General features: G+C 64.3%; 16 protein-coding genes and 1 pseudogene. 12 read left to right on the forward strand and 5 right to left on the reverse strand.

Annotation, left to right across the window (positions count from 1 at the left end):
* The first annotated feature begins 287 nt into the window (after window positions 1-287).
* The 4 genes from ctaD to yczE all read left to right on the forward strand — a co-directional run bounded on the left by ctaD (window position 288) and on the right by yczE (window position 5,029).
* A complete protein-coding gene (gene ctaD / locus A0W34_RS11445) occupies window positions 288-2,078 on the forward strand; it encodes an aa3-type cytochrome oxidase subunit I (RefSeq protein WP_020907234.1) in 1,791 nt (596 codons plus the stop codon).
* 116 nt (window positions 2,079-2,194) lie between these two features.
* Complete coding sequence (gene serB / locus A0W34_RS11450) at window positions 2,195-3,415, forward strand: phosphoserine phosphatase SerB (protein ID WP_003944761.1); 1,221 nt, start codon at window positions 2,195-2,197, stop codon at window positions 3,413-3,415.
* The gene (locus tag A0W34_RS11455) at window positions 3,412-4,197 is read left to right on the forward strand and encodes a peptidyl-tRNA hydrolase (RefSeq protein ID WP_063836273.1); all 786 of its coding nucleotides are present in this window, start codon (window positions 3,412-3,414) and stop codon (window positions 4,195-4,197) included. Before serB ends, A0W34_RS11455 begins: the two co-directional genes overlap by 4 nt.
* A gap of 37 nt (window positions 4,198-4,234) precedes the next feature.
* Entirely contained in the window at window positions 4,235-5,029 is a 795-nt protein-coding gene (gene yczE, locus A0W34_RS33410) for a membrane protein YczE (protein ID WP_215515836.1), read from the forward strand.
* On the opposite strand, the pseudogene glgX reads toward yczE, so the two are convergent.
* Window positions 4,942-6,984: pseudogene (gene glgX, locus A0W34_RS11465) on the reverse strand (glycogen debranching protein GlgX); the annotation flags it as partial. The gene yczE and the pseudogene glgX overlap by 88 nt on opposite strands.
* Window positions 6,985-7,035: 51 nt before the next feature.
* Between glgX and A0W34_RS11470 the strand changes: the two are divergent.
* From A0W34_RS11470 to A0W34_RS11490, 5 genes are read left to right on the forward strand one after another with little or no spacing between them, the layout of a single operon-like run.
* Window positions 7,036-7,857 carry an ABC transporter ATP-binding protein gene (locus tag A0W34_RS11470; protein ID WP_003944728.1) on the forward strand — a complete coding sequence of 274 codons (822 nt, stop codon included), beginning with the start codon at window positions 7,036-7,038 and terminating at the stop codon, window positions 7,855-7,857.
* Window positions 7,858-7,913: 56 nt separating this feature from the next.
* Entirely contained in the window at window positions 7,914-8,732 is an 819-nt protein-coding gene (locus tag A0W34_RS11475) for an NUDIX hydrolase (protein ID WP_003944751.1), read from the forward strand.
* Window positions 8,733-8,742: 10 nt separating this feature from the next.
* Window positions 8,743-9,522, forward strand: coding sequence for an enoyl-CoA hydratase/isomerase family protein (locus A0W34_RS11480; protein ID WP_003944701.1), 780 nt, complete (start codon window positions 8,743-8,745; stop codon window positions 9,520-9,522).
* 53 nt (window positions 9,523-9,575) lie between these two features.
* Window positions 9,576-10,592 carry a class I SAM-dependent methyltransferase gene (locus tag A0W34_RS11485; RefSeq protein WP_003944733.1) on the forward strand — a complete coding sequence of 339 codons (1,017 nt, stop codon included), beginning with the start codon at window positions 9,576-9,578 and terminating at the stop codon, window positions 10,590-10,592.
* A gap of 1 nt (window position 10,593) precedes the next feature.
* The gene (locus A0W34_RS11490) at window positions 10,594-11,751 is read left to right on the forward strand and encodes a THUMP-like domain-containing protein (protein WP_081557701.1); all 1,158 of its coding nucleotides are present in this window, start codon (window positions 10,594-10,596) and stop codon (window positions 11,749-11,751) included.
* A 1-nt stretch (window position 11,752) separates the two neighbouring features.
* Here the strand turns inward: A0W34_RS11490 and A0W34_RS11495 are convergent, their stop codons facing one another.
* Window positions 11,753-13,060 (reverse strand): outer membrane protein assembly factor BamB family protein, encoded by a 1,308-nt coding sequence (locus tag A0W34_RS11495; protein WP_081557702.1) that lies wholly within the window; start codon window positions 13,058-13,060, stop codon window positions 11,753-11,755.
* A gap of 137 nt (window positions 13,061-13,197) precedes the next feature.
* Between A0W34_RS11495 and A0W34_RS11500 the strand changes: the two genes are divergently transcribed.
* Both A0W34_RS11500 and A0W34_RS11505 read left to right on the forward strand, forming a co-directional pair.
* Window positions 13,198-13,962, forward strand: coding sequence for an acyltransferase (locus tag A0W34_RS11500; RefSeq protein WP_003944741.1), 765 nt, complete (start codon window positions 13,198-13,200; stop codon window positions 13,960-13,962).
* Between the two features lie 97 nt (window positions 13,963-14,059).
* Window positions 14,060-14,695 carry a maleylpyruvate isomerase family mycothiol-dependent enzyme gene (locus tag A0W34_RS11505; protein WP_065455553.1) on the forward strand — a complete coding sequence of 212 codons (636 nt, stop codon included), beginning with the start codon at window positions 14,060-14,062 and terminating at the stop codon, window positions 14,693-14,695.
* A 10-nt stretch (window positions 14,696-14,705) separates the two neighbouring features.
* On the opposite strand, the gene A0W34_RS11510 is transcribed toward A0W34_RS11505, so the two are convergent.
* From A0W34_RS11510 to A0W34_RS11520, 3 genes are read right to left on the reverse strand one after another with little or no spacing between them, the layout of a single operon-like run.
* Window positions 14,706-15,950 (reverse strand): glycosyltransferase family 4 protein, encoded by a 1,245-nt coding sequence (locus tag A0W34_RS11510; RefSeq protein ID WP_058038602.1) that lies wholly within the window; start codon window positions 15,948-15,950, stop codon window positions 14,706-14,708.
* Entirely contained in the window at window positions 15,947-17,473 is a 1,527-nt protein-coding gene (locus A0W34_RS11515; protein WP_075835245.1) for a 1,4-alpha-glucan branching protein domain-containing protein, read from the reverse strand. Before A0W34_RS11515 ends, A0W34_RS11510 begins: the two co-directional genes overlap by 4 nt.
* Window positions 17,474-17,502: 29 nt before the next feature.
* Window positions 17,503-18,282: a class I SAM-dependent methyltransferase gene (locus tag A0W34_RS11520; protein ID WP_042451468.1), complete on the reverse strand. Its 780-nt coding sequence runs from the start codon at window positions 18,280-18,282 to the stop codon at window positions 17,503-17,505.
* Between the two features lie 271 nt (window positions 18,283-18,553).
* On the opposite strand from A0W34_RS11520, the gene A0W34_RS11525 reads away from it, so the two are divergent.
* The gene (locus tag A0W34_RS11525) at window positions 18,554-19,354 is read left to right on the forward strand and encodes an electron transfer flavoprotein subunit beta/FixA family protein (protein ID WP_003944754.1); all 801 of its coding nucleotides are present in this window, start codon (window positions 18,554-18,556) and stop codon (window positions 19,352-19,354) included.
* Window positions 19,355-19,395 lie beyond the last annotated feature (41 nt).

The following is a 19,395-nucleotide window of genomic DNA, read 5'->3' on the forward strand; positions in this document are numbered from 1 at the left end:
GGACACCGACCGAATTCTTCGACGCGCACGACACGCCGATTCGGAAGTGGGTTCGGACTCCCGGGGGAACATAAACCGCAGGTCGTTCGTTCGGTGCCGTGAAAAACGGATGCTCGAGTACGACGCAGAGTAGGACCGGGTCGCGGTGCCTCGGAGTCACGGTCTACGATTCGATGAGCGCAAGCCAGAAGCCGTTGTCCGCAGCCCGGGCGACGGACCCTGCGGGCGCAACCAAGGGCTCTTTGACGGAGTCTGCGGAGCGACCAAAGGCACATTCAGGAGGATCAGTGACTGCCGTAGCGCCCCAGCCAGTCCCCACGATAGCGCCGGCCAGGCCTTACCCGCCGCGGCAGGGACCCAAGGGCTCATTCATTTTCAAGATGATCACGACCACCGATCCCAAGGTGCTCGGAATCATGTACTTGGCGACTTCCATCGCCTTCTTCCTCATCGGTGGCCTCATGGCACTGATGATGCGTGCCGAACTTGCTGTACCCGGCATGCAGTTCCTTTCCAACGAACAGTTCAACCAGCTGTTCACCATGCACGGCACGATCATGCTGCTGCTGTACGCGACCCCGATCGTCTTCGGCTTCGCGAACTACATTCTTCCGCTCCAGATCGGTGCACCCGACGTCGCGTTCCCGCGCCTGAACGCGTTCAGCTACTGGCTGTACCTGTTCGGTGCGATCATCACGACGGCCGGATTCGTCACGCCCGGTGGCGCAGCAGACTTCGGTTGGACGGCATACACGCCGCTGACCAGCGCGCTGCACAGCCCCGGCGTCGGCGCCGACCTGTGGGTCCTGGGTCTGGCCGTCGCCGGCCTCGGCACCATCCTCGGTGGCGTCAACATGGTCACCACCGTGATCTGCCTGCGCGCACCCGGTATGACCATGTTCCGCATGCCGATCTTCACCTGGAACATCTTCATCACCAGCATCCTGATCCTGCTGGCGTTCCCGCTGCTGACCGCTGCATTCATGGGCTTGTTCGTCGACCGCCATCTCGGTGGGCACATCTTCGACCCGGCAACGGGCGGTGTGCTCCTGTGGCAGCACCTGTTCTGGTTCTTCGGTCACCCCGAGGTGTACATCATCGCGCTGCCGTTCTTCGGCATCGTCTCGGAGATCTTCCCGGTCTTCAGCCGTAAGCCGATCTTCGGCTACAGCGGCCTGGTGTACGCAACGTTGGCCATCGCCGCTCTGTCGATCGCAGTGTGGGCCCACCACATGTACGCAACCGGCGCTGTTCTCCTGCCGTACTTCTCGTTCATGACGTTCCTGATCGCTGTGCCGACAGGTGTGAAGATCTTCAACTGGATCGGCACGATGTGGAAGGGGCAGTTGACCTTCGAATCGCCGATGTTGTTCTCGATCGGCTTCCTGATCACCTTCCTTTTCGGTGGTCTGTCGGGTGTCATCCTCGCGAGCCCGCCGCTCGACTTCCACGTCACCGACAGCTACTTCGTCGTCGCCCACTTCCACTACGTGGTCTTCGGCACGGTCGTGTTCGCCACGTACGCCGGTATCTACTTCTGGTTCCCGAAGATGACCGGTCGCATGATGGACGAGCGTCTCGGCAAGTGGCACTTCTGGACCACGTTCGTCGGTTTCCACGGCACGTTCCTCGTTCAGCACTGGCTCGGTGCCGAAGGTATGCCGCGTCGTTACGCCGACTACCTGCCCTCGGACGGGTTCACGGTTCTGAACTCGGTGTCCACGATCTTTGCCTTCGTACTCGGTGCCTCGACGCTTCCGTTCATCTGGAACGTTTTCAAGAGCTACCGCTACGGCGAGGTGGTCACCGTCGACGATCCGTGGGGTTACGGAAACTCGCTGGAGTGGGCAACCACCTGCCCGCCGCCGCGTCACAACTTCACCGAGTTGCCGCGCATCCGTAGCGAGCGTCCGGCGTTCGAGCTGCACTACCCGCACATGGTGGAGCGGATGCGCGCGGAAGCGCACGTCGGCCCCGGCCACGGCGGGAAGAACGCCAGCACCGTGCTCGAAGATGCTCGTCACGAGCCGCTCACGGTCGGGGACGAAGGCGACCCCGGAACCGACAGCCGCTCCTGAGCGAAGTAACACACTGAAGTAATCAGCGAAGGCCCCGCCCGAGTAACGGGTGGGGCCTTTCGCTTGGCACAATAGTGACGATCAAGACGCGAACGAAGAAACGATCGGAGTTTTCGGTGGGTGCCTCTGACACCACTGTTCTGGTGACTGTGACCGGGCCGGACCGCCCTGGCGTCACCTCGGTACTGTTCGCGGCGCTGTCGCGGCACGATGTGCGTCTACTCGACGTGGAGCAGGTGGTGATTCGAGGTCGACTGACACTCGGTGTCATGGTTGCCTGCCCGAACGATCCCGAAGCGCTTCAGGAAGAACTCGAACAGGCGATGGCGACGGTCGGAATGAACGTCGACATCGAAATCGGTGCCGATCCCGGACGGCCCGCGGTGTCCACCCACGCGGTCGTTGTTCTCGGTAGCCCGGTCAATGCTCGCGCAATGCGATCGGTTGCACGCGAACTCGCGAAGCAGGGCGCAAACATCGATTCCATCCGTGGTGTCGCCGACTATCCGGTCACCGGCCTCGAACTCAGCGTCAGCGCGGCCGATACGGCGGACGGCGACGCGAAGCTGCGCACCGGACTCGCCGAGGTCGCCGCTCTCGAAAACGTCGACATCGCGGTCGAGCGCGCAGGTCTCGCTCGCCGGGCCAAGCGTCTGATCGTGTTCGACGTGGACTCGACGCTCGTCCAGGGCGAGGTCATCGAGATGCTCGCCGCGAAGGCCGGCGTCGAGGACGAGGTCCGCGCCGTCACCGAAGCTGCGATGCGCGGCGAGATCGACTTCACCGAATCACTGCACCAGCGTGTGGCGACACTCGCCGGTCTCGACGCCTCCGTCATCGACGAGGTGGCAGAGAGCATCGAACTGACGCCGGGTGCGCGAACCACGATTCGCACCCTGCGCCGTCTCGGATTCCACTGCGGCGTGGTGTCGGGTGGCTTCCGGCAGGTCATCGAAGGCCTCGCACACGAACTCGAACTGGACTTCGTGCACGCCAACACCCTCGAAATCGTCGACGGCAAGCTGACCGGACGTGTGATCGGTGAAATCGTCGACCGCGCCGCGAAGGCCGTTGCGCTGCGCAAGTTCGCCGATCAGGTCGGTGTGCCGATGGAACAGACCGTCGCCGTCGGTGACGGTGCCAACGACATCGACATGCTCAACGCCGCGGGCCTGGGCGTGGCGTTCAACGCCAAGCCTGCGTTGCGGGAGGTCGCAGATGCTGCGTTGTCGCATCCCTTCCTCGACGCTGTGCTGTTCATTCTCGGTGTGACCCGCGACGAGGTCGAGGCTGCGGACGCCGTCGACGGTGGCGTGCGACGCGTACCGATTCCATGAGTTCCGATCCAGCATTCAGTTCCGATCCAGCTGTGATGTCCGGCCCCGATTCGCGCTGGCGCGAGCGCCACGCGGTGCTGGCCGCTGGGTACGGAGGGCGAGACGATCCCGCGGATCCGGCGCTGGTGTTGGCGATGCCGATCGTTCTGCACATTCCGAAGGCAGACCCGCCCAAGCGCACCGCACTGCTCGAGGCTGCGGCAACGGCGGCTGTGGCGCTGTGTCTGGACGAACGCGTCGGGTTCACCGAAGACGGGGAACCCGGCCCCTGGCACGAGGACTATTCGGCGTGGGTGGGTGCCCGGATTCGGAAGGTGTCTCGTCGAGCGCGAGGAGCGCAGTGGCTCGCCGCGCAGGAGGTACCGGGAATCACCGTCGATGTGGATGGCGCGCAGGCGCGGGCTCTGGTTCCCGGGCCGGTCGGAGAACTGGACCCGCGAATCAAGAAGTTGCAGATCGGTGGGACCGATCTCGAGCACGACGAGCCTGGCCCGCCGGAGCCTGGTCTTCCGGTGCTGTGGATCGACTCGGCGCTCGAGATGACGGTTGGCAAGGCGTCGGCACAGGTCGGGCATGCCTCGATGTTGTTGGCGGCGGCCATGTCCGAGAAACAGTGCTGGGCCTGGGCGCAGAACGACTTTCGCTGCTCGGTGCGCGACGCGAGCCCGGAACAGTGGGCCGAAGCAGTAGTTCGGCTGAAGAAGTCGGAGGCCGTCGCGGTTCGTGACGCTGGTTTCACGGAAGTGGCACCAGGCTCCATGACAGTCATCGCGGTTCCGTAGAGACGCAACCGACCAGTCCAGTATCGGCAACTTGGCTATGGATGAACAGTCCAGTGGCCATCAAGATGGTCGGGTGTTGATACGGAGATTCGCCTCGCTGTTCGTTGGTCTGTGGTTGTACGGCTTCTCGATGGCCATGATGATCACAGCCGGTCTTGGTCTGGATCCCTGGGATGTGTTCCATCAGGGCGTGGCCGAGCATGTTTCGCTCAGTTTCGGCGTGATCACTGCGATTACCGGTGCGGTGGTACTGCTGCTCTGGATTCCGATCCGTCAGCGGCCGGGATTCGGAACGGTCGCCAATGTCGTTGTAATTGCCATCTCGGTGGATACCTCACTGGCCTTCTTGCCGGTCTTTGATTCCATGCCAGTTCGAGCCATGATCATGGTCGCGGGAATCCTCCTCAACGGACTGGCCAGCGTTCTCTACATCGGCGCGGGCATGGGGCCGGGCCCCCGCGACGGATTGATGACCGGACTGGTCGCTCGCACAGGTCTGTCGGTCAGGCTCGTGCGTACCAGCATCGAGATCGCGGTCCTCACGACCGGATGGCTCCTCGGTGGAACCGTCGGCGTCGGAACAGTGTTGTACGCCTTCGGGATCGGACCGACCATTCAATTCCTCATCAAGGTGCTGCCGGATTCCATGACAGCAGCGGTGACCGGAGGACGTGTCACGGAACGTAAGGCCAAGACCGTGGGGCCGGTCAGCGAAATCTCGGTGCCGACGGGAACTTCGGCCGTGGAGGCAGGTTCTCCGGTGGGTGAAGCCGAATCGAACGATGCAGTCAAGGTGCCGTCGAACCATTCCGGAGTGCCGACGGTGACCTGAACCGGTCCACCGGAATGCAGGATCAGGAGCCAACTGTCGTCACCGAGTGGGCGCCCGGTTCGAGTGTGAGACCGAACGTCGGCTCCGTCGATCCAGGCCTGCAGCGTTCGGTGACTCTCGTCGTACCATGCGGTGTCGTCGAACTCGACGCCGGCAGCGTCGAACCAGACGAGGTCCGGGTGCTCCAGTCTTCTTCTGCCTTCGAAGAATTCGGGCTGACGCAACGCCGGTGCCGCTCGGCGTAATCCGAACGCTCGGGAGACGAACTGCACCAACGACTGATCGGCCGCCGTCCAGTCCAGGGCCCACGAATCGGCTGGGGAGGCAAGTGTGGGAACACAATACGCGTTGTTGTTTCCGCCGAGACTGTGGCCGAACTCGTCTCCGGCGGTGAGCATCGGTGTGCCTGTCGACAGCACGAGCGTGGCCAGTAGCGCCCGTACATGACGTGCCCTGGCGTCCTGAATCTCGGGATCGGTGCTCGGGCCTTCGATTCCGTGGTTGAACGAATCGTTGTGATCGGCGCCGTCACGATTGTCTTCACCGTTGGCTTCGTTGTGCTTGTGGTTGTACGCGACCAGATCGGCGGCGGTGAACCCGTCGTGCGCTGTGACGAAGTTGATCGACGCCCAGGGGCGACGGCCGCTGCCGGCAAAGATGTCCTCGGAACCGGCGAGGCGCGACGCGACCTTCCGGACGCTGGATCCGCCGTTCCAGAACTGGCGAATGGTGCTGCGGTACTTGTCGTTCCATTCGGACCACTGGAGTCCGAAGTTTCCGACCTGGTAACCGTCGGCCGTCGCATCCCACGGTTCGGCGATGAGCTTGCACCGAGTCAGTACCGGATCGGAGGAGATGGCGGACAGGATGGACGCCCGCTGGTCGAAGCCTCCGCCGCGCGGCCTACCCAACGCGCTCGCAAGATCGAATCGGAAGCCGTCGACACCCATTTCGGTGGCCCAGTAACGGAGGCTGTCGGTGATCATGCGGACGGCGATGGGGGAGCAGGCGTCGACCGTGTTGCCGCACCCGGTCAGGTCGATGTCGCGGCCGTCGCCGTCGAGAAGGTAATAGCCGGGGCCGTCCAAACCTCGCCAGCTGACACTGATTCCGTCGACACTCTGCTCGCAGGTGTGGTTGTAGACGACGTCGAGGACGACCTCGATGCCTGCCGCGTGTAGTGCGTCGACCATGATCCGGAACTCGGTGACTTCGCCGCCCGGAGTTGCCGCGTATCCGGGATGCGGGGCGAAGTACGACGCCGTCGAGTATCCCCAGTGGTTGCGCATCCCTCGCTCGCGGACGCTGTGTTCGGTCAGAAATGCCTGTACGGGAAGCAGTTCCACGGCAGTGACGCCGAGTGAGACGAGGTGATCGATCACGGCCGGTGCCGTCAGGCCGAGGTACGTTCCGCGGTGGGCGGCGGGTACTCCTGGATGACTGGCGGTGTACGCGCCCACATGCAGTTCGTAGATGACGCTTTCCTCCCACGGCGTCTCGAGGCGGGCTCCGGCGGGCGCGAGGCCGGGAGTCACCACGGACAGCGGCACGTGGCCGAGCGAGTCGACCGTCGACGGGTCGCCGAAGGGATCGTCGGCGTACGACAGGAGGGCACGGTGATCACCGAGATCCCCCTCGATGCGGCGCGCCCACGGATCGACGAGCAGCTTGTGTGGATTAAGTCTCAGCCCGGCGCGCGGATTCCACGGGCCGGACGCCCGAATTCCGTAACGCTGCCCCGCACCGATCCCGGAGATGATTCCGTGCCAGATTCCGTACGTGTGTTGCCGAAGTTCGACGCGATCTTCGTTTCCGTCCTGGTCGATCAGGCAGATCTGGACGCTCGACGCAGCTGGGGCGTGGACCGCGAACTGGGTTCCGGAGTCCACGATGTGGGCGCCGAGTGGGAACGGAGACCCGGGCGTCGGGGTGTGAGTTTCGATGAGAGGCGACACGCAAGATGATCCTGCCGTGAACGGCCGGAGAATGTGCGGGAAGATGTTCGGGTGCCGCTACCTGATCCAGATCTGCTCATCGATTTCGACAACGTACTCATCCGTCGGGGAGGGTCCACTCTCGTGGGGCCCGTCACCTGGAAAGTGGAGCTGGACGAGCGATGGGTGGTGCTCGGACCCAACGGTGCCGGCAAGACCTCGCTGCTGCGTATCGCGGCCGGTGAGACTTTCCCGACCAGTGGTTCTGCCCACCTCCTTGGCGAAGTTCTCGGCAAGGTCGACGTCAACGAGTTGCGCCCGCGAATCGGTTTGTCCTCGTCGTCGTTGGCGAACCGCGTGCCCGGCGACGAGAAGGTCAGCGACCTCGTCGTGTCGGCGGGCTATGCCGTTCTCGGTCGGTGGCGCGAGGAGTACGAATCCATGGACACCTCGCGCGCTGTGGAGATGCTCGAAAGCCTCGGCGCCGAGCACCTGGCGGATCGGACGTACGGGACGCTTTCCGAAGGCGAGCGCAAGCGCGTCCTCATCGCGCGAGCCTTGATGACCGATCCCGAACTTCTTCTCCTGGACGAGCCCGCCGCCGGGCTCGATCTCGGTGGACGTGAGGAACTTGTGGCTAGACTCGCCGAACTGGCTGCCGATCCGGACGCCCCGGCTACCGTTCTGATCACCCATCACGTCGAGGAAATCCCGCCGGGATTCACCCACGCACTCCTTCTCAAGGAAGGGGAGGTCGTCTCTCAGGGCCTTCTGGACGACGTCATCACCGCCGAAAATCTGAGCGCGGCATTCAGCCAGTCCATCAGCCTCGACAAGGCGGACGGCCGATACTTCGCGCGCCGCGCGAGGCCGTCCGGAGCTCATCGCGCGTGAGCTTCAGTGGGACCTGAAATGCGGCCCAGATCACAGATCGCGTAGGTTCGCGAAGCATGGCTAACGAGAATGCAAACGCTGTCCCCGAGCCCAAGGATGCGTCGACCGTCATCTTGGTGCGCGATGCCGAATCCGGTATCGAGATCTTCCTGCTTCAACGAGTACAGGGGATGGCGTTTGCCGGGGGCATGACGGTATTCCCCGGCGGCGGCGTCGACAAGTCCGATGCGACGGCCGAGGTCGAGTGGGCCGGACCGTCGGTCGAGTGGTGGGCCGAGCGGTTCAGCACGGATGTTGCTCGGGCGAAGGCTCTCGTCTTGGCTGCGGTGCGGGAAACTTTCGAGGAGTGCGGTGTCCTGCTGGCCGGCCCCACGGCTGACACGGTCGTCGCGGACACGGCCGGCTATGCACAGGACCGAGTAGCTCTCGAAAAGCACGAGCTGTCGTTCAGCGATTTCCTGAAGAAGGAGAACCTGGTCCTGCGCACGGATCTGCTGCGGCCGTGGGCGAACTGGATTACGCCGGTGGGCGAGACCCGCCGCTACGACACGCGCTTCTTCGTCGCAGCGTCACCGACCGGACAGATCGCGGACGGCGTCACCTCCGAGGCCGCCGAGGTTCGTTGGCAGAGCCCGCAGGACGCGCTGGCGCACTGGCGGGAGGGTGGCAGCATCCTGTTGCCGCCGACGTGGAGTCAGCTGACCGAATTGGCCAAGTTCAGTTCGGTGGCGGAGATACTCGCAGCCGAGCCGGAGATTCCCGTCATCCTGCCTACGTTGATCACCGACGAGGAAACGCTGCGCGTCGAGTTCCCGAACCAGGACGGTTACTACGTCGCCGGGCCGCATCCGTGGTCGGTCAAGGCGGCAAAGTAACCTCTCGACCATGGCTGAATTTGTGACTCTCGAGGTTTCCGAAGGCATCGGCACCATCCGTCTGGCGCGTCCGCCCATGAACGCTCTGAACCGTCAGGTTCAGGACGAGTTGGCTGCTGCCGCACACGCTGCGACCGTCGACAAGGCAGTCAAGGCCGTCATCGTCTACGGCGGCGAGAAAGTCTTCGCAGCAGGTGCCGACGTCAAGGAAATGGCCGAGATGGATTACGGCCAGATCCGTGACGCGATCGGTGGCATGCAGGCCGGGCTCGGCGCCGTGGCGTCCATCCCGAAGCCGACCGTTGCCGCGATCACCGGATACGCACTCGGTGGTGGACTCGAAGTTGCACTCTCGGCCGATCGCCGGATCGTCGGAGACAACGCCAAGCTCGGAGTTCCGGAGATTCTGCTCGGAATCATTCCCGGTGGCGGCGGAACGCAGCGTCTGGCTCGTCTGATCGGTCCGGCCAAGGCCAAGGATCTGGTCTTCACCGGCCGTTTCGTCGGGGCTGACGAGGCGTTGGCCATCGGTTTGGTCGACGAGGTCGTCGCTCCCGACGACGTGTACACCGCGGCCCGGACATGGGCCTCGCAGTTCGTCGGGGGAGCGTCACGTGCGTTGGCTGCTGCCAAGGCGGCCATCGACGAGGGTCTGAACACCGACCTGGAATCCGGGCTCAAGATCGAGCAGCATCTGTTCGCCGGATTGTTCGCGACCAAGGATCAGGCGATCGGCATGGAGTCGTTCATCGCCAACGGTCCGGGCAAGGCCGAGTTCACGGGCGAGTAGGCTCCCCTAAACTAGAACTTGTTCATCTCTTACCAGCGAGTAGGATAGCCGCCATGACAGCCAGCCCGAATGACGACGCAACCGTCACGCCGCCCGCCGCTACCGACACCTCGGTAGTCGACCCCGCGCCGCGGCCGCACGCCACGGCCGAAGAGGTCGAGGCCGCTCGTAAGGACACCAAGCTCGCCCAGGTGCTCTACCACGACTGGGAAGCCGAAACCTACGACGACAAGTGGTCCATCTCGTACGACGAGCGCTGCATCGACTACGCACGTGGTCGTTTCGACGCCGTCGCGGGCGATCAGCCGCTCCCGTACGAGCGCGCGCTCGAACTCGGTTGCGGCACCGGATTCTTCCTCCTGAACCTGATGCAGGGTGGAGTCGCCAAGACCGGTTCGGTCACCGACCTCTCGCCCGGCATGGTCAAGGTCGCACTGCGCAATGCCGAAAGCCTCGGCCTTCCGGTCGACGGCCGTGTTGCCGATGCCGAGACCATTCCGTACGAGGACAACACCTTCGACCTGGTGGTCGGCCACGCCGTGCTGCACCACATTCCGGACGTCGAGAAGTCGCTGCGTGAGGTCCTTCGTGTCCTCAAGCCCGGCGGACGTTTCGTCTTCGCCGGTGAGCCCACCACTGTCGGCAACTTCTACGCTCGCTGGCTCGGCCGCGCGACGTGGGAAGCAACCACGCGCGTGACCAAGCTGCCGTTCCTCGCAGACTGGCGTCGCCCGCAAGAGGAACTCGACGAGTCTTCTCGTGCAGCAGCTCTCGAGGCTGTCGTCGACATCCACACGTTCGACCCCACCGACCTCGAGAACATGGCGAAGTCTGCGGGCGCCGATCAGGTCCACGCTGCCACCGAGGAATTCGCCGCGGCGCTTCTCGGCTGGCCTGTCCGTACTTTCGAAGCGGCTGTTCCGCCGGAGAAGCTCGGTTGGGGCTGGGGGCGTTTCGCTTTCGGTGGTTGGAAGACACTCAGCTGGGTCGACGAGAAGGTGCTCCGCCACGTCGTTCCTCGCGGATTCTTCTACAACGTCATGATCACCGGCGTGAAGCCCGGCAACTGAATTGGGTTATGACTTCACCCTCGGCGACGTCGACTATCTCGGAAGTGATTCCGGCGTAGCTGCCTTGGCCGAGGTGGATCAGCTCGAACTGTCCACGCGTACGCGTCTGGCCGACATCGGCCGGGCGCGTACGCGTTTCGGTGATCACATGCCTGCGCTCGTGGACACCGTCCTGCTTCGACGTAAAGCCGCCGCCAAACTGCCGGGCAGTGAGCAATGGTTGTTCACGGACGACGCGATGCAACAAGCCACTCCCGGCGTTGTCGCGGCCCACCGCGCGCAGCGTCTGATCGGGCGCGACGTCCACGACGTGACGTGCTCCATCGGCGCCGAACTGCATGCCTTGACCGGAATTGCGCATCGCGTGATCGGCAGCGACATCGATTCCGTTCGCCTGGCGATGGCACAGCGCAATGTGCCGAGCGCAGCGTTGCTGCGGGCCGACGCGCTCCGCCCGACGACACGCGAGACCGTCGTGCTGGCAGACCCCGCACGGCGATCGGGCGGTCGCCGCACTCACGATCCGGCAGCGTTGATGCCACCTCTACCGGACCTCATCGAGGCGTACTCCGGCCGTGATCTCGCGGTGAAGTGTGCTCCCGGACTCGATTTCGACAATCTGGGCTGGGACGGGGAAGTCGAGGTCGTCTCGCTCGACGGCGGCGTCAAGGAAGCCTGCCTGTGGTCGACGGGGCTGGCCGAGTCCGGCGTCACGCGTCGAGCTTCGGTGCTTCGCTCCGACGGGAGCGGGTGGGCGATCACCGACGCCGAGGACGACGTGATTCCGGAGCAAGCGCCGGGGGAGTGGATCATCGACCCGGACGGAGCGGTAGTGCGCGCGGGCCTCGTGCGCCACTACGCGGCCAGACACGGCCTCTGGCAGCTCGATCCACGCATCGCTTATCTGACCGGTGACAGCGTCCCTGAGGGAGTTCGCGGATTCCGGATCCTCGAGCAGATCAAGTACTCCGAGAAACTGCTCAAACAGACACTGTCCAAGCGGGACTGCGGTGTGGCCGAAATCCTGGTGCGAGGAGTCGACGTGGACCCGGCAGTGCTGCGTCCACGGCTCAAGCTCAAGGGCTCGCTTGCGCTGAGCGTCGTGATCGTACGGATCGGGCGATCGGCGTCGGCCTTCATCTGTGAGGCATCCCGCTAGCTCACTTGAAGACGAACAGCTCACCGATTGCGCTGGGCGTCAACACTTCGCCCTTGGGTCCGATCGAGGTGCCGACGGTGAAGCCGACCGCGCCAGGCAACGTGTCCTGATCCACCGTCTCACCGGTTTCGGTGTCGAAGGTGATCAGGCTCAGTCCGTTCTCACCCTCGCGTACGACGGTGTATCCGGTGTTGCCGGCGGTCTGCGCCGGAACACCCAGCTGCAGAAGGTCCTTACGCTCCCAGACCAGTTCGGCATGATCTCCCTCGTCGCGCACGGCAAGGAGATGCCCCTTGTCGCCGCCGGCGGGAATGATCAAACCGTCGTCGGACGTCGAGGCACTACCGGCCGAGTTGAAGCCGATGTCGTAACTCCACCTGGTGTCACCGGTTTCGGCGTTCACTGCCCAGAGAGATCCGTTGTTGTCGGTGGCGTAGACGGTCTTGCCGTCCTTCGACAGGTCCGGGCTCGACGCCGTTCCACCGGGAAGCGCGTCGGTGGACCACTCGCGGGTGATGGACGGATTGTCGCCGCCCGTGTACTTCATGGCGACCAGATCGGCTGCCCGAGAACTGGGTCCGTAGAAGGTGAAGTAGAACTTGCCGGTGCCCAGGTCCACTGCCGGGGTATTGGCCACCGGGCAGCCGGACGTGCCGAGGAAGCACTCGCTCAAACCCTTGTTGTCGGGAATGAGTTCTGCATTCGCGCCCTGGTCGATCGACGGCGGCGGGATCAGGTCGAACGACGGAACCACTTTTGCGCCGGTCTGCGGGTTGAGCACGTTGATCTGACCCAATTGGGTGATGAACAACAGGTTTCCGTCGCCGGTGAACTGTGACGAGAGAGGAGTGCCCACAACGAGCGTGCGCCAACGCAATTGACCAGTCTCGGTGAAGGACATCATCGCGCCGCTCTCGCCGACGTAGACATTGGTGGCAGTGTCGACGATGGGCGTCGAGGCGACTACTCCGTCGTTGAGTCGAGCGCACCACTTCTTGCGACCCGAATCCATCTGGAACGAGAAGAGATTGCAGCCGTTCTCGGTGCGGGCGGTGACGAAGCTCTGGCCGTTCGCGGCCACCGAGGCGTACGCGGCAACCGGACCGCCGAGAGGGCGTGACCATGCGAACTCGACATTGCGTGATCCGGTGACCGGGCTCGTGTCGCTGTTGCGGGCGTCGGCATGCATGGCCGGCCAACCCGCCGACGCGTACCGGTCCACCCGTCCGTCGTCGCTGCCGCAACCGGCGATCAGGGCCGCAGCGATCGCCGTCGACACCATCACGGACGACCGTAGGACCCGCCGCATCACAATCTCCCTGCCTTCACTTGATCAAGAGCCCTCGGTAACTGCACAAGCCCGGACCAGAGACTATCCCGACCGGGGCAACGTGACGGGGCACACCCCGAGGGTCGGTGAGTCGGCCCCACGTAGGCTGAACACTCATGACGAGCATGTGGGGCGCACCGTTGCGCACTCGATGGCGGGGATCACGCCGAGGCGACAGCGATCAGGCCAAGTTCTTGACGGTCGATTCCCTCAAATGGGTTCTGGCGAACAAGGCGTACACACCCTGGTATCTGGTGCGGTACTACCGTCTCGCCAAGTTCAAGATGGCCAACCCGCACGTGATCCTGCGCGGCATGGTGTTCCTCGGCAAGAACGTCGAAATCCATTCCACCCCCGACCTGTCCCGCCTCGAGATCGGGCGCTGGGTGCACATCGGTGACGGCAACGCGATCCGCTGCCACGAAGGCTCGCTGCGCATCGGCGACAAGGTCGTCTTCGGCAAGGACAACGTCGTCAACACGTACCTCGACATCGAAATCGGTGCGTCGACGCTCGTAGCCGACTGGTGCTACATCTGCGACTTCGACCACCGCATGGACGACATCAACACACCGATCAAGGACCAGGGCATCGTCAAGGGCCCCGTCCGTATCGGCCCGGACACGTGGGTGGCAGCGAAGGTCACCGTGTTGCGAAATACCCGCGTCGGACGCGGTTGTGTCCTCGGGGCGCACGCCGTCGTCAAAGGCGACATCCCGGACTACAGCATCGCGGTCGGCTCGCCCGCGAAGGCGGTCAAGAACCGCAAGTCCGATTGGGAAGCCGGCGCTGCCGATCGTGCAAAGTACATCGCGGCGCTCGAGGACATCGCACGCAAGAAGGCTGCTGCGGACGCTGCCGACGCGTCGTCGACGTCGTAGCTCACTTTTTGGCAGAACCAGCGATTACTTTCGGCGCCGCCACCGGTCTGTATCGGTATCGGCGCCGAAAGTCTGCGCCGGTGAAAGGAGTGCCGACATGAGCGAACAGACACCCGAATGGGTCGTGGCGCAGCGCCGCGAACTGGTGGGATTTCTCGAAGGCCTGAGCACGGAGCAGTGGAACGCGCCGACCCTGTGCGAGGGGTGGCGGGTCCGCGAAGTGATCGCGCACATCACCATGCCCTACCGATACTCGGCGCCGCGATTCGTCGTGGAAATGGTCAAGTCACGCGGAAACTTCAACAAGATGTCGAACCGGCGAGCGCTCGCCGATGCGTCCGAAGTCGGTGAGCGACAACTGCTTGCCTCGCTTCGCGACAACGTTGCACACCCGTGGAAGCCTCCAGGCGGCGGCTTCGAGGGTGCGCTCTCGCACGACGTGATCCACGGTCAGGACATTCGCGTGGCACTCGGCGACGACTACGTGGTGCCCGAAGACCGGCTCACTCGCGTGCTCAGCGGACTCTCGCCCAAAACCCTGAAGTATTTCGGGACGGACCTCGACGGCGCTCGGCTGCGCGCCGACGACCGAGACTGGACGTACGGTGCCGGCGCCGAGGTTCACGGGGCGGCGCAGGATCTCCTGCTCGTGCTGTGCGGCCGGATGATGCCACCAGGCCATCTGCTCGGGGATGCGAGTTCTCGTTTCACCGCGCCCCTCCCGACCCGCTGAGGTCAGCGCGTCAGCGACCAGGGAGCGGCCGCTCGGGAATCTGTGGCCGTGCCAACGGCTGCCGCACCCGACGCTTCGCGCCCGCGTAGACGTGAGCAGTCTCCTCGGCGACCTGATGCCAGTCGAAGTCCGATGTCAGGCGTGCGCGGGCGGCCACTGCCCGTTCCTGCGCCCCGGCGGGATCGTCGAGTACCTCGCGGACAGCCGAGGTGAGCCCGGCGATGTCGCCCGGTTGGAAGGACATCCCCGTCACCCCGTCGACGACGGCTTCGCCCAGTCCGCCTGCGGTGGACGTGATCAGCGGAGTGCCGGCCGCCGCCGCTTCGAGGGCGATGATTCCGAACGGCTCGTAGCGCGACGGCAGGACGATGGCGTCCGCTCCGTGCAGCCAGCTGAGCAGTTCCGTGTGATCGAGGTTGCCGAGAAAGTCCACCGCCCGCGCGACGCGATGCGTGCGTGCCTGTTGGTAGAGCCAGGTGAACTGGGTGCCTTCGCCCGCGATCGCGAGGGTCGTGCCGGGGTGGCTACGACGGATTCGGGGGAGTGCTGCGATGGCGTCCTGCACGCCCTTCTCGTATTCCAGGCGGCCGACGAAGAGGAGTTTCGGCGGTCCGGATCGCGGTCCACGTTCGCGAAAGTTCCACGTGGTCAGGTCGATTCCGTTGCGGATGACGGTGATCGGCGGCAGCGTCGGGCCGTAGAGCTCGGTCACTTCTTCCTGCATGGACGCCGAACAAGTTATGAGAGAGTCGGATTCGTTTGCCAGCCACCACTCGACGGAGTGGACCTGGCGGTTGATGCGTCCGGAGATCCAGCCGCTGTGGCGACCCGCCTCGGTGGCGTGAAGTGTGGAAACCAGTGGGACATCATAGAATTCGGCCAGGGCGATCGCCGGATGTGCGACCAGCCAGTCGTGCGCGTGCACGACGTCGGGCTGCCAGCCCTCGCCCACTCCTGGCTTGTGCAGCGCCATCCCGGCACGGACCATCGCGTGACCCATCGCGAGGGTCCACGCGAGCATGTCCTCGCCGAAGACGAAGTGCGCGGGGTCCTCGGCCACTGCGACGACAAGGACGCCCTCGGAAATGTGCGTGATCGTCGGGTGCGTCGACGCATCCGTGCCGGAGGGGCGACGCGAGAGAACGACGACCTCGTGGCCTGCAGCCGCCAACTCGGTGGCGAGATGGTGGACGTGTCGGCCGAGGCCGCCGACGACGACCGGTGGGTACTCCCACGAGACGATGAGAATTTTCACGACGGACTCAGTTCTGTGTCAGGTAGACGGCGAGCATCCAGTCCCGGGAACAACCCGTCGGCGCGATTCCAGCCTTCGGCGAGTCGCTCGGCGACGGCATCGCGGCCGGAAACCAGCGCTTCGGAGATTTCCCTGGTCGCATGGGCGTGCTTGTGCGCACGTTCGCGGGCGTACCCCGCGGCAGAATCCTTGCTCACCATGAATGCCCAATCGCTCGAAACTGTCATCAGTGTCTCGCGAAGTATCTGATCGTTGACGCGGTTTCGCAGTTCCGGTCGTCCGGGTGCGTTGTCGCGTCCGCGAGACTTGTCCACGGTGCCGAGCGCGGTCTCCACCACTTCGGAGTTCAGTTGCACCAGGTCGGACACCTGATCGCCAGCCCAGACACGCCAGTCCTTACCCGATCCCCAGGACGAATCCTCGAGTTGAACGGGTTCGCCGACGTATCCCGATGCCTTGGCGTCGGCGAGGGTGCCGACGCGAATTCCGGCCTCGGGAAGCGCGCGCAGGAGTTTTTCGAGCCACTGCGGACCTTCGTGCCACCAGTGCCCGAACAGTTCGGTGTCGAAAGCTGCGACCACGAGGGCGTCGCGGCCGATGCGGGTGGATTCACTGCGCAGACGCGCCCGAACGGTTTCGACGAAGTCGGCAACATGCTTGTCGACGGCGGCCGCAGCGAGTTCGGGGTCGTACGGCAACTTGTCGGCGGAGTCGACGGTCCGTCCGGTGACTCGCGACGGCTTGAGACCCGTCTCGTGGTCGTAGGTGTGGAAGTCGCGGTAGGCGGCGTGACCCGGATATCCGGACTTGGGGGACCAGACCCGGTAGCTGACCTGCAGGTCGCGGCCGAATGCAACCACGTCGGATTCTCGAACCGGGCGGCCGAGGGACGTGTCGCCGCGCAAGGCGGGGCCGTCGACCATGAAGTGGGTGACGCCCGCTTCGGCGTACCCGCGCTCCATGCCCGGGGTGTACCCGCACTCAGGTCCCCAGATCCCGGTCGGAGTGTGATTCCACCGGGCATGCGCGTCGGCGAGACCTTCGCGGAGGGAGAACGCCCGCAAGCGAGGATCGAGCAGCGGTTGGAACGGGTGGGCCAGCGGCCCGCCGAGAAGCTCGAAGGCCTCGCGATCGATGAGGTCGCGGAACACCGGTGAGGCGCCGTGCTGCCAGTGAGTCTCGAAATCTGCGAGAGCGGCAGCTGACGCCCGGTGTTCGCGCGCGCCGAGTTCGCGGTGCGCCGCGTCCGGCATGCCGGCAGCCTCGTGGGCGCGGATCTGCCAGTTGCCGAGCCAGTGATGCATCCCGGCGAGGCAGTGGGGATCGTCCAACTGGGCCGCGAGTACGGGCGTGATTCCCAGCGTCAGCAGGTGCGATCGGCCCTCGTCGGCCAGGCGTCGTAGCGCGGCGGCGAGCGGAATGTACGACGCAGCCCAGGACTGGTAGATCCATTCCTCGCCGACGGGCCATCTGCCGTGGTTGGCGAGCCACGGCAGATGGGAGTGCAGAACCAGGGCGAACATCCCCGGTTCGGTGACGGGTGTTGCGTTACTCACTCGCCGGTTTCCTTCACGGCAATAGCGACGAGGTCGAGGCTGTCGTCGATGTCGGGTTCGCTGATGCTGAAGTCGTCGACGGTGATGCCCTCGACGTCGCGGGTGAGATCTTCCGGCCAGGGCTCGCCGGCCAACGCGCGGTCGATCTGCGCATTGATGAACGATCCGCCGTGCTTGGCGTCGAGTTCCTTCAGGCGCGAACCGTGGTGGACGCCGGTCATCAACTGAACGCGGAATCCGGCGTCTTCGAGCAATTCGGTCATTTCGGAGGCGTTGAGCTCACGAGTGTGGAAAGGGTTGAGCGGCGTGTCGCGGCCGGGGGAGAAGGTGATCCGGTTGGGGGTGCTGATGAGAAGTTCACCGCCGGGAGCGAGAACTCGGAAGCATTCGCGCAGGAACTGACCCTGATCCCACAGGTGCTCGATCACCTGGAAATTGACGACGACGTCAACCGAGTTGTCCGCCAGTGGAAGCTCGGCGAGGTTGCCGTGGAGCATCTCGACGCGGGGGTAGCGGGCACGGACGTGCTCGACCGCGGAGATGTCGTAGTCGAGGCCGGTAACCTTTGTTGCGACGTCCGCAATCATGTTGGCGCCGTAGCCTTCTCCGGAACCGGCCTCGAGGACTCGGCGGTCCGTGCAGCGCTCCAGAAGTGCGCGGTACACCACTTCGTGGCGTCGGAACCAGTAGTTCTCCTCGGGGATTCCTGGCACGGTTCGTTCGCCCGTCAAGGGCAGGGGTGCGTCCTCGTGGTTGCTGACACTCGTTTCACTCACCCGTGCGAGATTAGTGCCATCCGAGTAGAACGTGTTCGCCGTGGTCCAGATCACTGCTGTCAATTCCTGTTCGTGCCGTTATGGTGGACGAGGTTCCACGTTAAGTTACCCACCGGTAACTTAACGTGGGGTAATCTAACGCACAGCCGACGTGAACCGAGAAATTCGCCCGTAGGGAGACCTGTCGGACTCTCTTTTCGGACGCTCGGACTGCGCGAGCACCACAGACGATTTATCAGGTGAATTACACACAGGAGGTCGACGAAGACCCATGACGAATATCGTTGTTTTGATCAAGCAGGTCCCCGACACATGGTCCGAGCGCAAGCTGACCGACGGCGACTACACGCTTGACCGTGAAGCCGCCGACGCAGTCCTCGACGAGATCAACGAGCGCTCCGTCGAAGAAGCACTCCTCATCAAGGAAGCTCAGGGCGGTGAGGTAACGGTGCTGTCCGCAGGTCCCGACCGCGCCACCGACGCTATCCGCAAGGCTCTGTCGATGGGCGCCGACAAGGCCGTCCACATCAACGACCCGGCACTGCACGGCTCCGACGCGATCCAGACCGCATGGACGCTCGCTGCTGCTCTCGGACAGATCACCTTCGAGAACGACGAGCCTGCCGACCTGATCATCGCCGGCAACGAGGCCACCGACGGCCGCGTCGGCGCTGTTCCGGCCATCATCGCCGAGTACCTGGGCATCCCGCAGCTCACGCAGCTGCGCAAGGTCGTCGTCGCCGACGGCAAGATCACCGGTGAGCGCGAGACCGACGAGGGCGTCTTCGGCCTCGAGGCTTCGCTGCCCGCGATCGTCTCGGTCACCGAGAAGATCAACGAGCCGCGCTTCCCGTCCTTCAAGGGCATCATGGCCGCGAAGAAGAAGGAAGTTCTCGTCTACACGCTGGCCGACCTCGGAGTCGACCCGGAGACCGTCGGAGTTGCCAACGCCGGCACCACCGTGACGTCCTCCACCCCCAAGCCCCCCCGTACCGCTGGTGAGCGCATCGTCGACGAGGGAGACGGTGGCACCAAGATTGCCGCGTACCTCGTCAGCAACAAGGTCATCTGATCGCGCCCTTCTAGACATCCAGCAGAAGAACTCAGGGAGAG

Origin of the sequence: Rhodococcus sp. BH4, from assembly GCF_002079265.1 — a bacterium.
Taxonomy (GTDB): Bacteria; Actinomycetota; Actinomycetes; order Mycobacteriales; family Mycobacteriaceae; genus Rhodococcus_F; species Rhodococcus_F qingshengii.

Excerpts from the sequence above, each read along its gene's own strand:
- A0W34_RS11455 (WP_063836273.1), top strand. The coding sequence starts at position 3,412 with ATGAGTTCCGATCCAGCATTCAGTTCCGATCCAGCTGTGATGTCCGGC.
- yczE (WP_215515836.1), top strand. The coding sequence starts at position 4,235 with ATGGATGAACAGTCCAGTGGCCATCAAGATGGTCGGGTGTTGATACGG.
- A0W34_RS11475 (WP_003944751.1), top strand. The coding sequence starts at position 7,914 with ATGGCTAACGAGAATGCAAACGCTGTCCCCGAGCCCAAGGATGCGTCG.
- A0W34_RS11480 (WP_003944701.1), top strand. The coding sequence starts at position 8,743 with ATGGCTGAATTTGTGACTCTCGAGGTTTCCGAAGGCATCGGCACCATC.
- A0W34_RS11485 (WP_003944733.1), top strand. The coding sequence starts at position 9,576 with ATGACAGCCAGCCCGAATGACGACGCAACCGTCACGCCGCCCGCCGCT.
- A0W34_RS11495 (WP_081557702.1), bottom strand. The coding sequence starts at position 13,060 with ATGCGGCGGGTCCTACGGTCGTCCGTGATGGTGTCGACGGCGATCGCT.
- A0W34_RS11500 (WP_003944741.1), top strand. The coding sequence starts at position 13,198 with ATGACGAGCATGTGGGGCGCACCGTTGCGCACTCGATGGCGGGGATCA.
- A0W34_RS11505 (WP_065455553.1), top strand. The coding sequence starts at position 14,060 with ATGAGCGAACAGACACCCGAATGGGTCGTGGCGCAGCGCCGCGAACTG.
- A0W34_RS11515 (WP_075835245.1), bottom strand. The coding sequence starts at position 17,473 with ATGTTCGCCCTGGTTCTGCACTCCCATCTGCCGTGGCTCGCCAACCAC.
- A0W34_RS11525 (WP_003944754.1), top strand. The coding sequence starts at position 18,554 with ATGACGAATATCGTTGTTTTGATCAAGCAGGTCCCCGACACATGGTCC.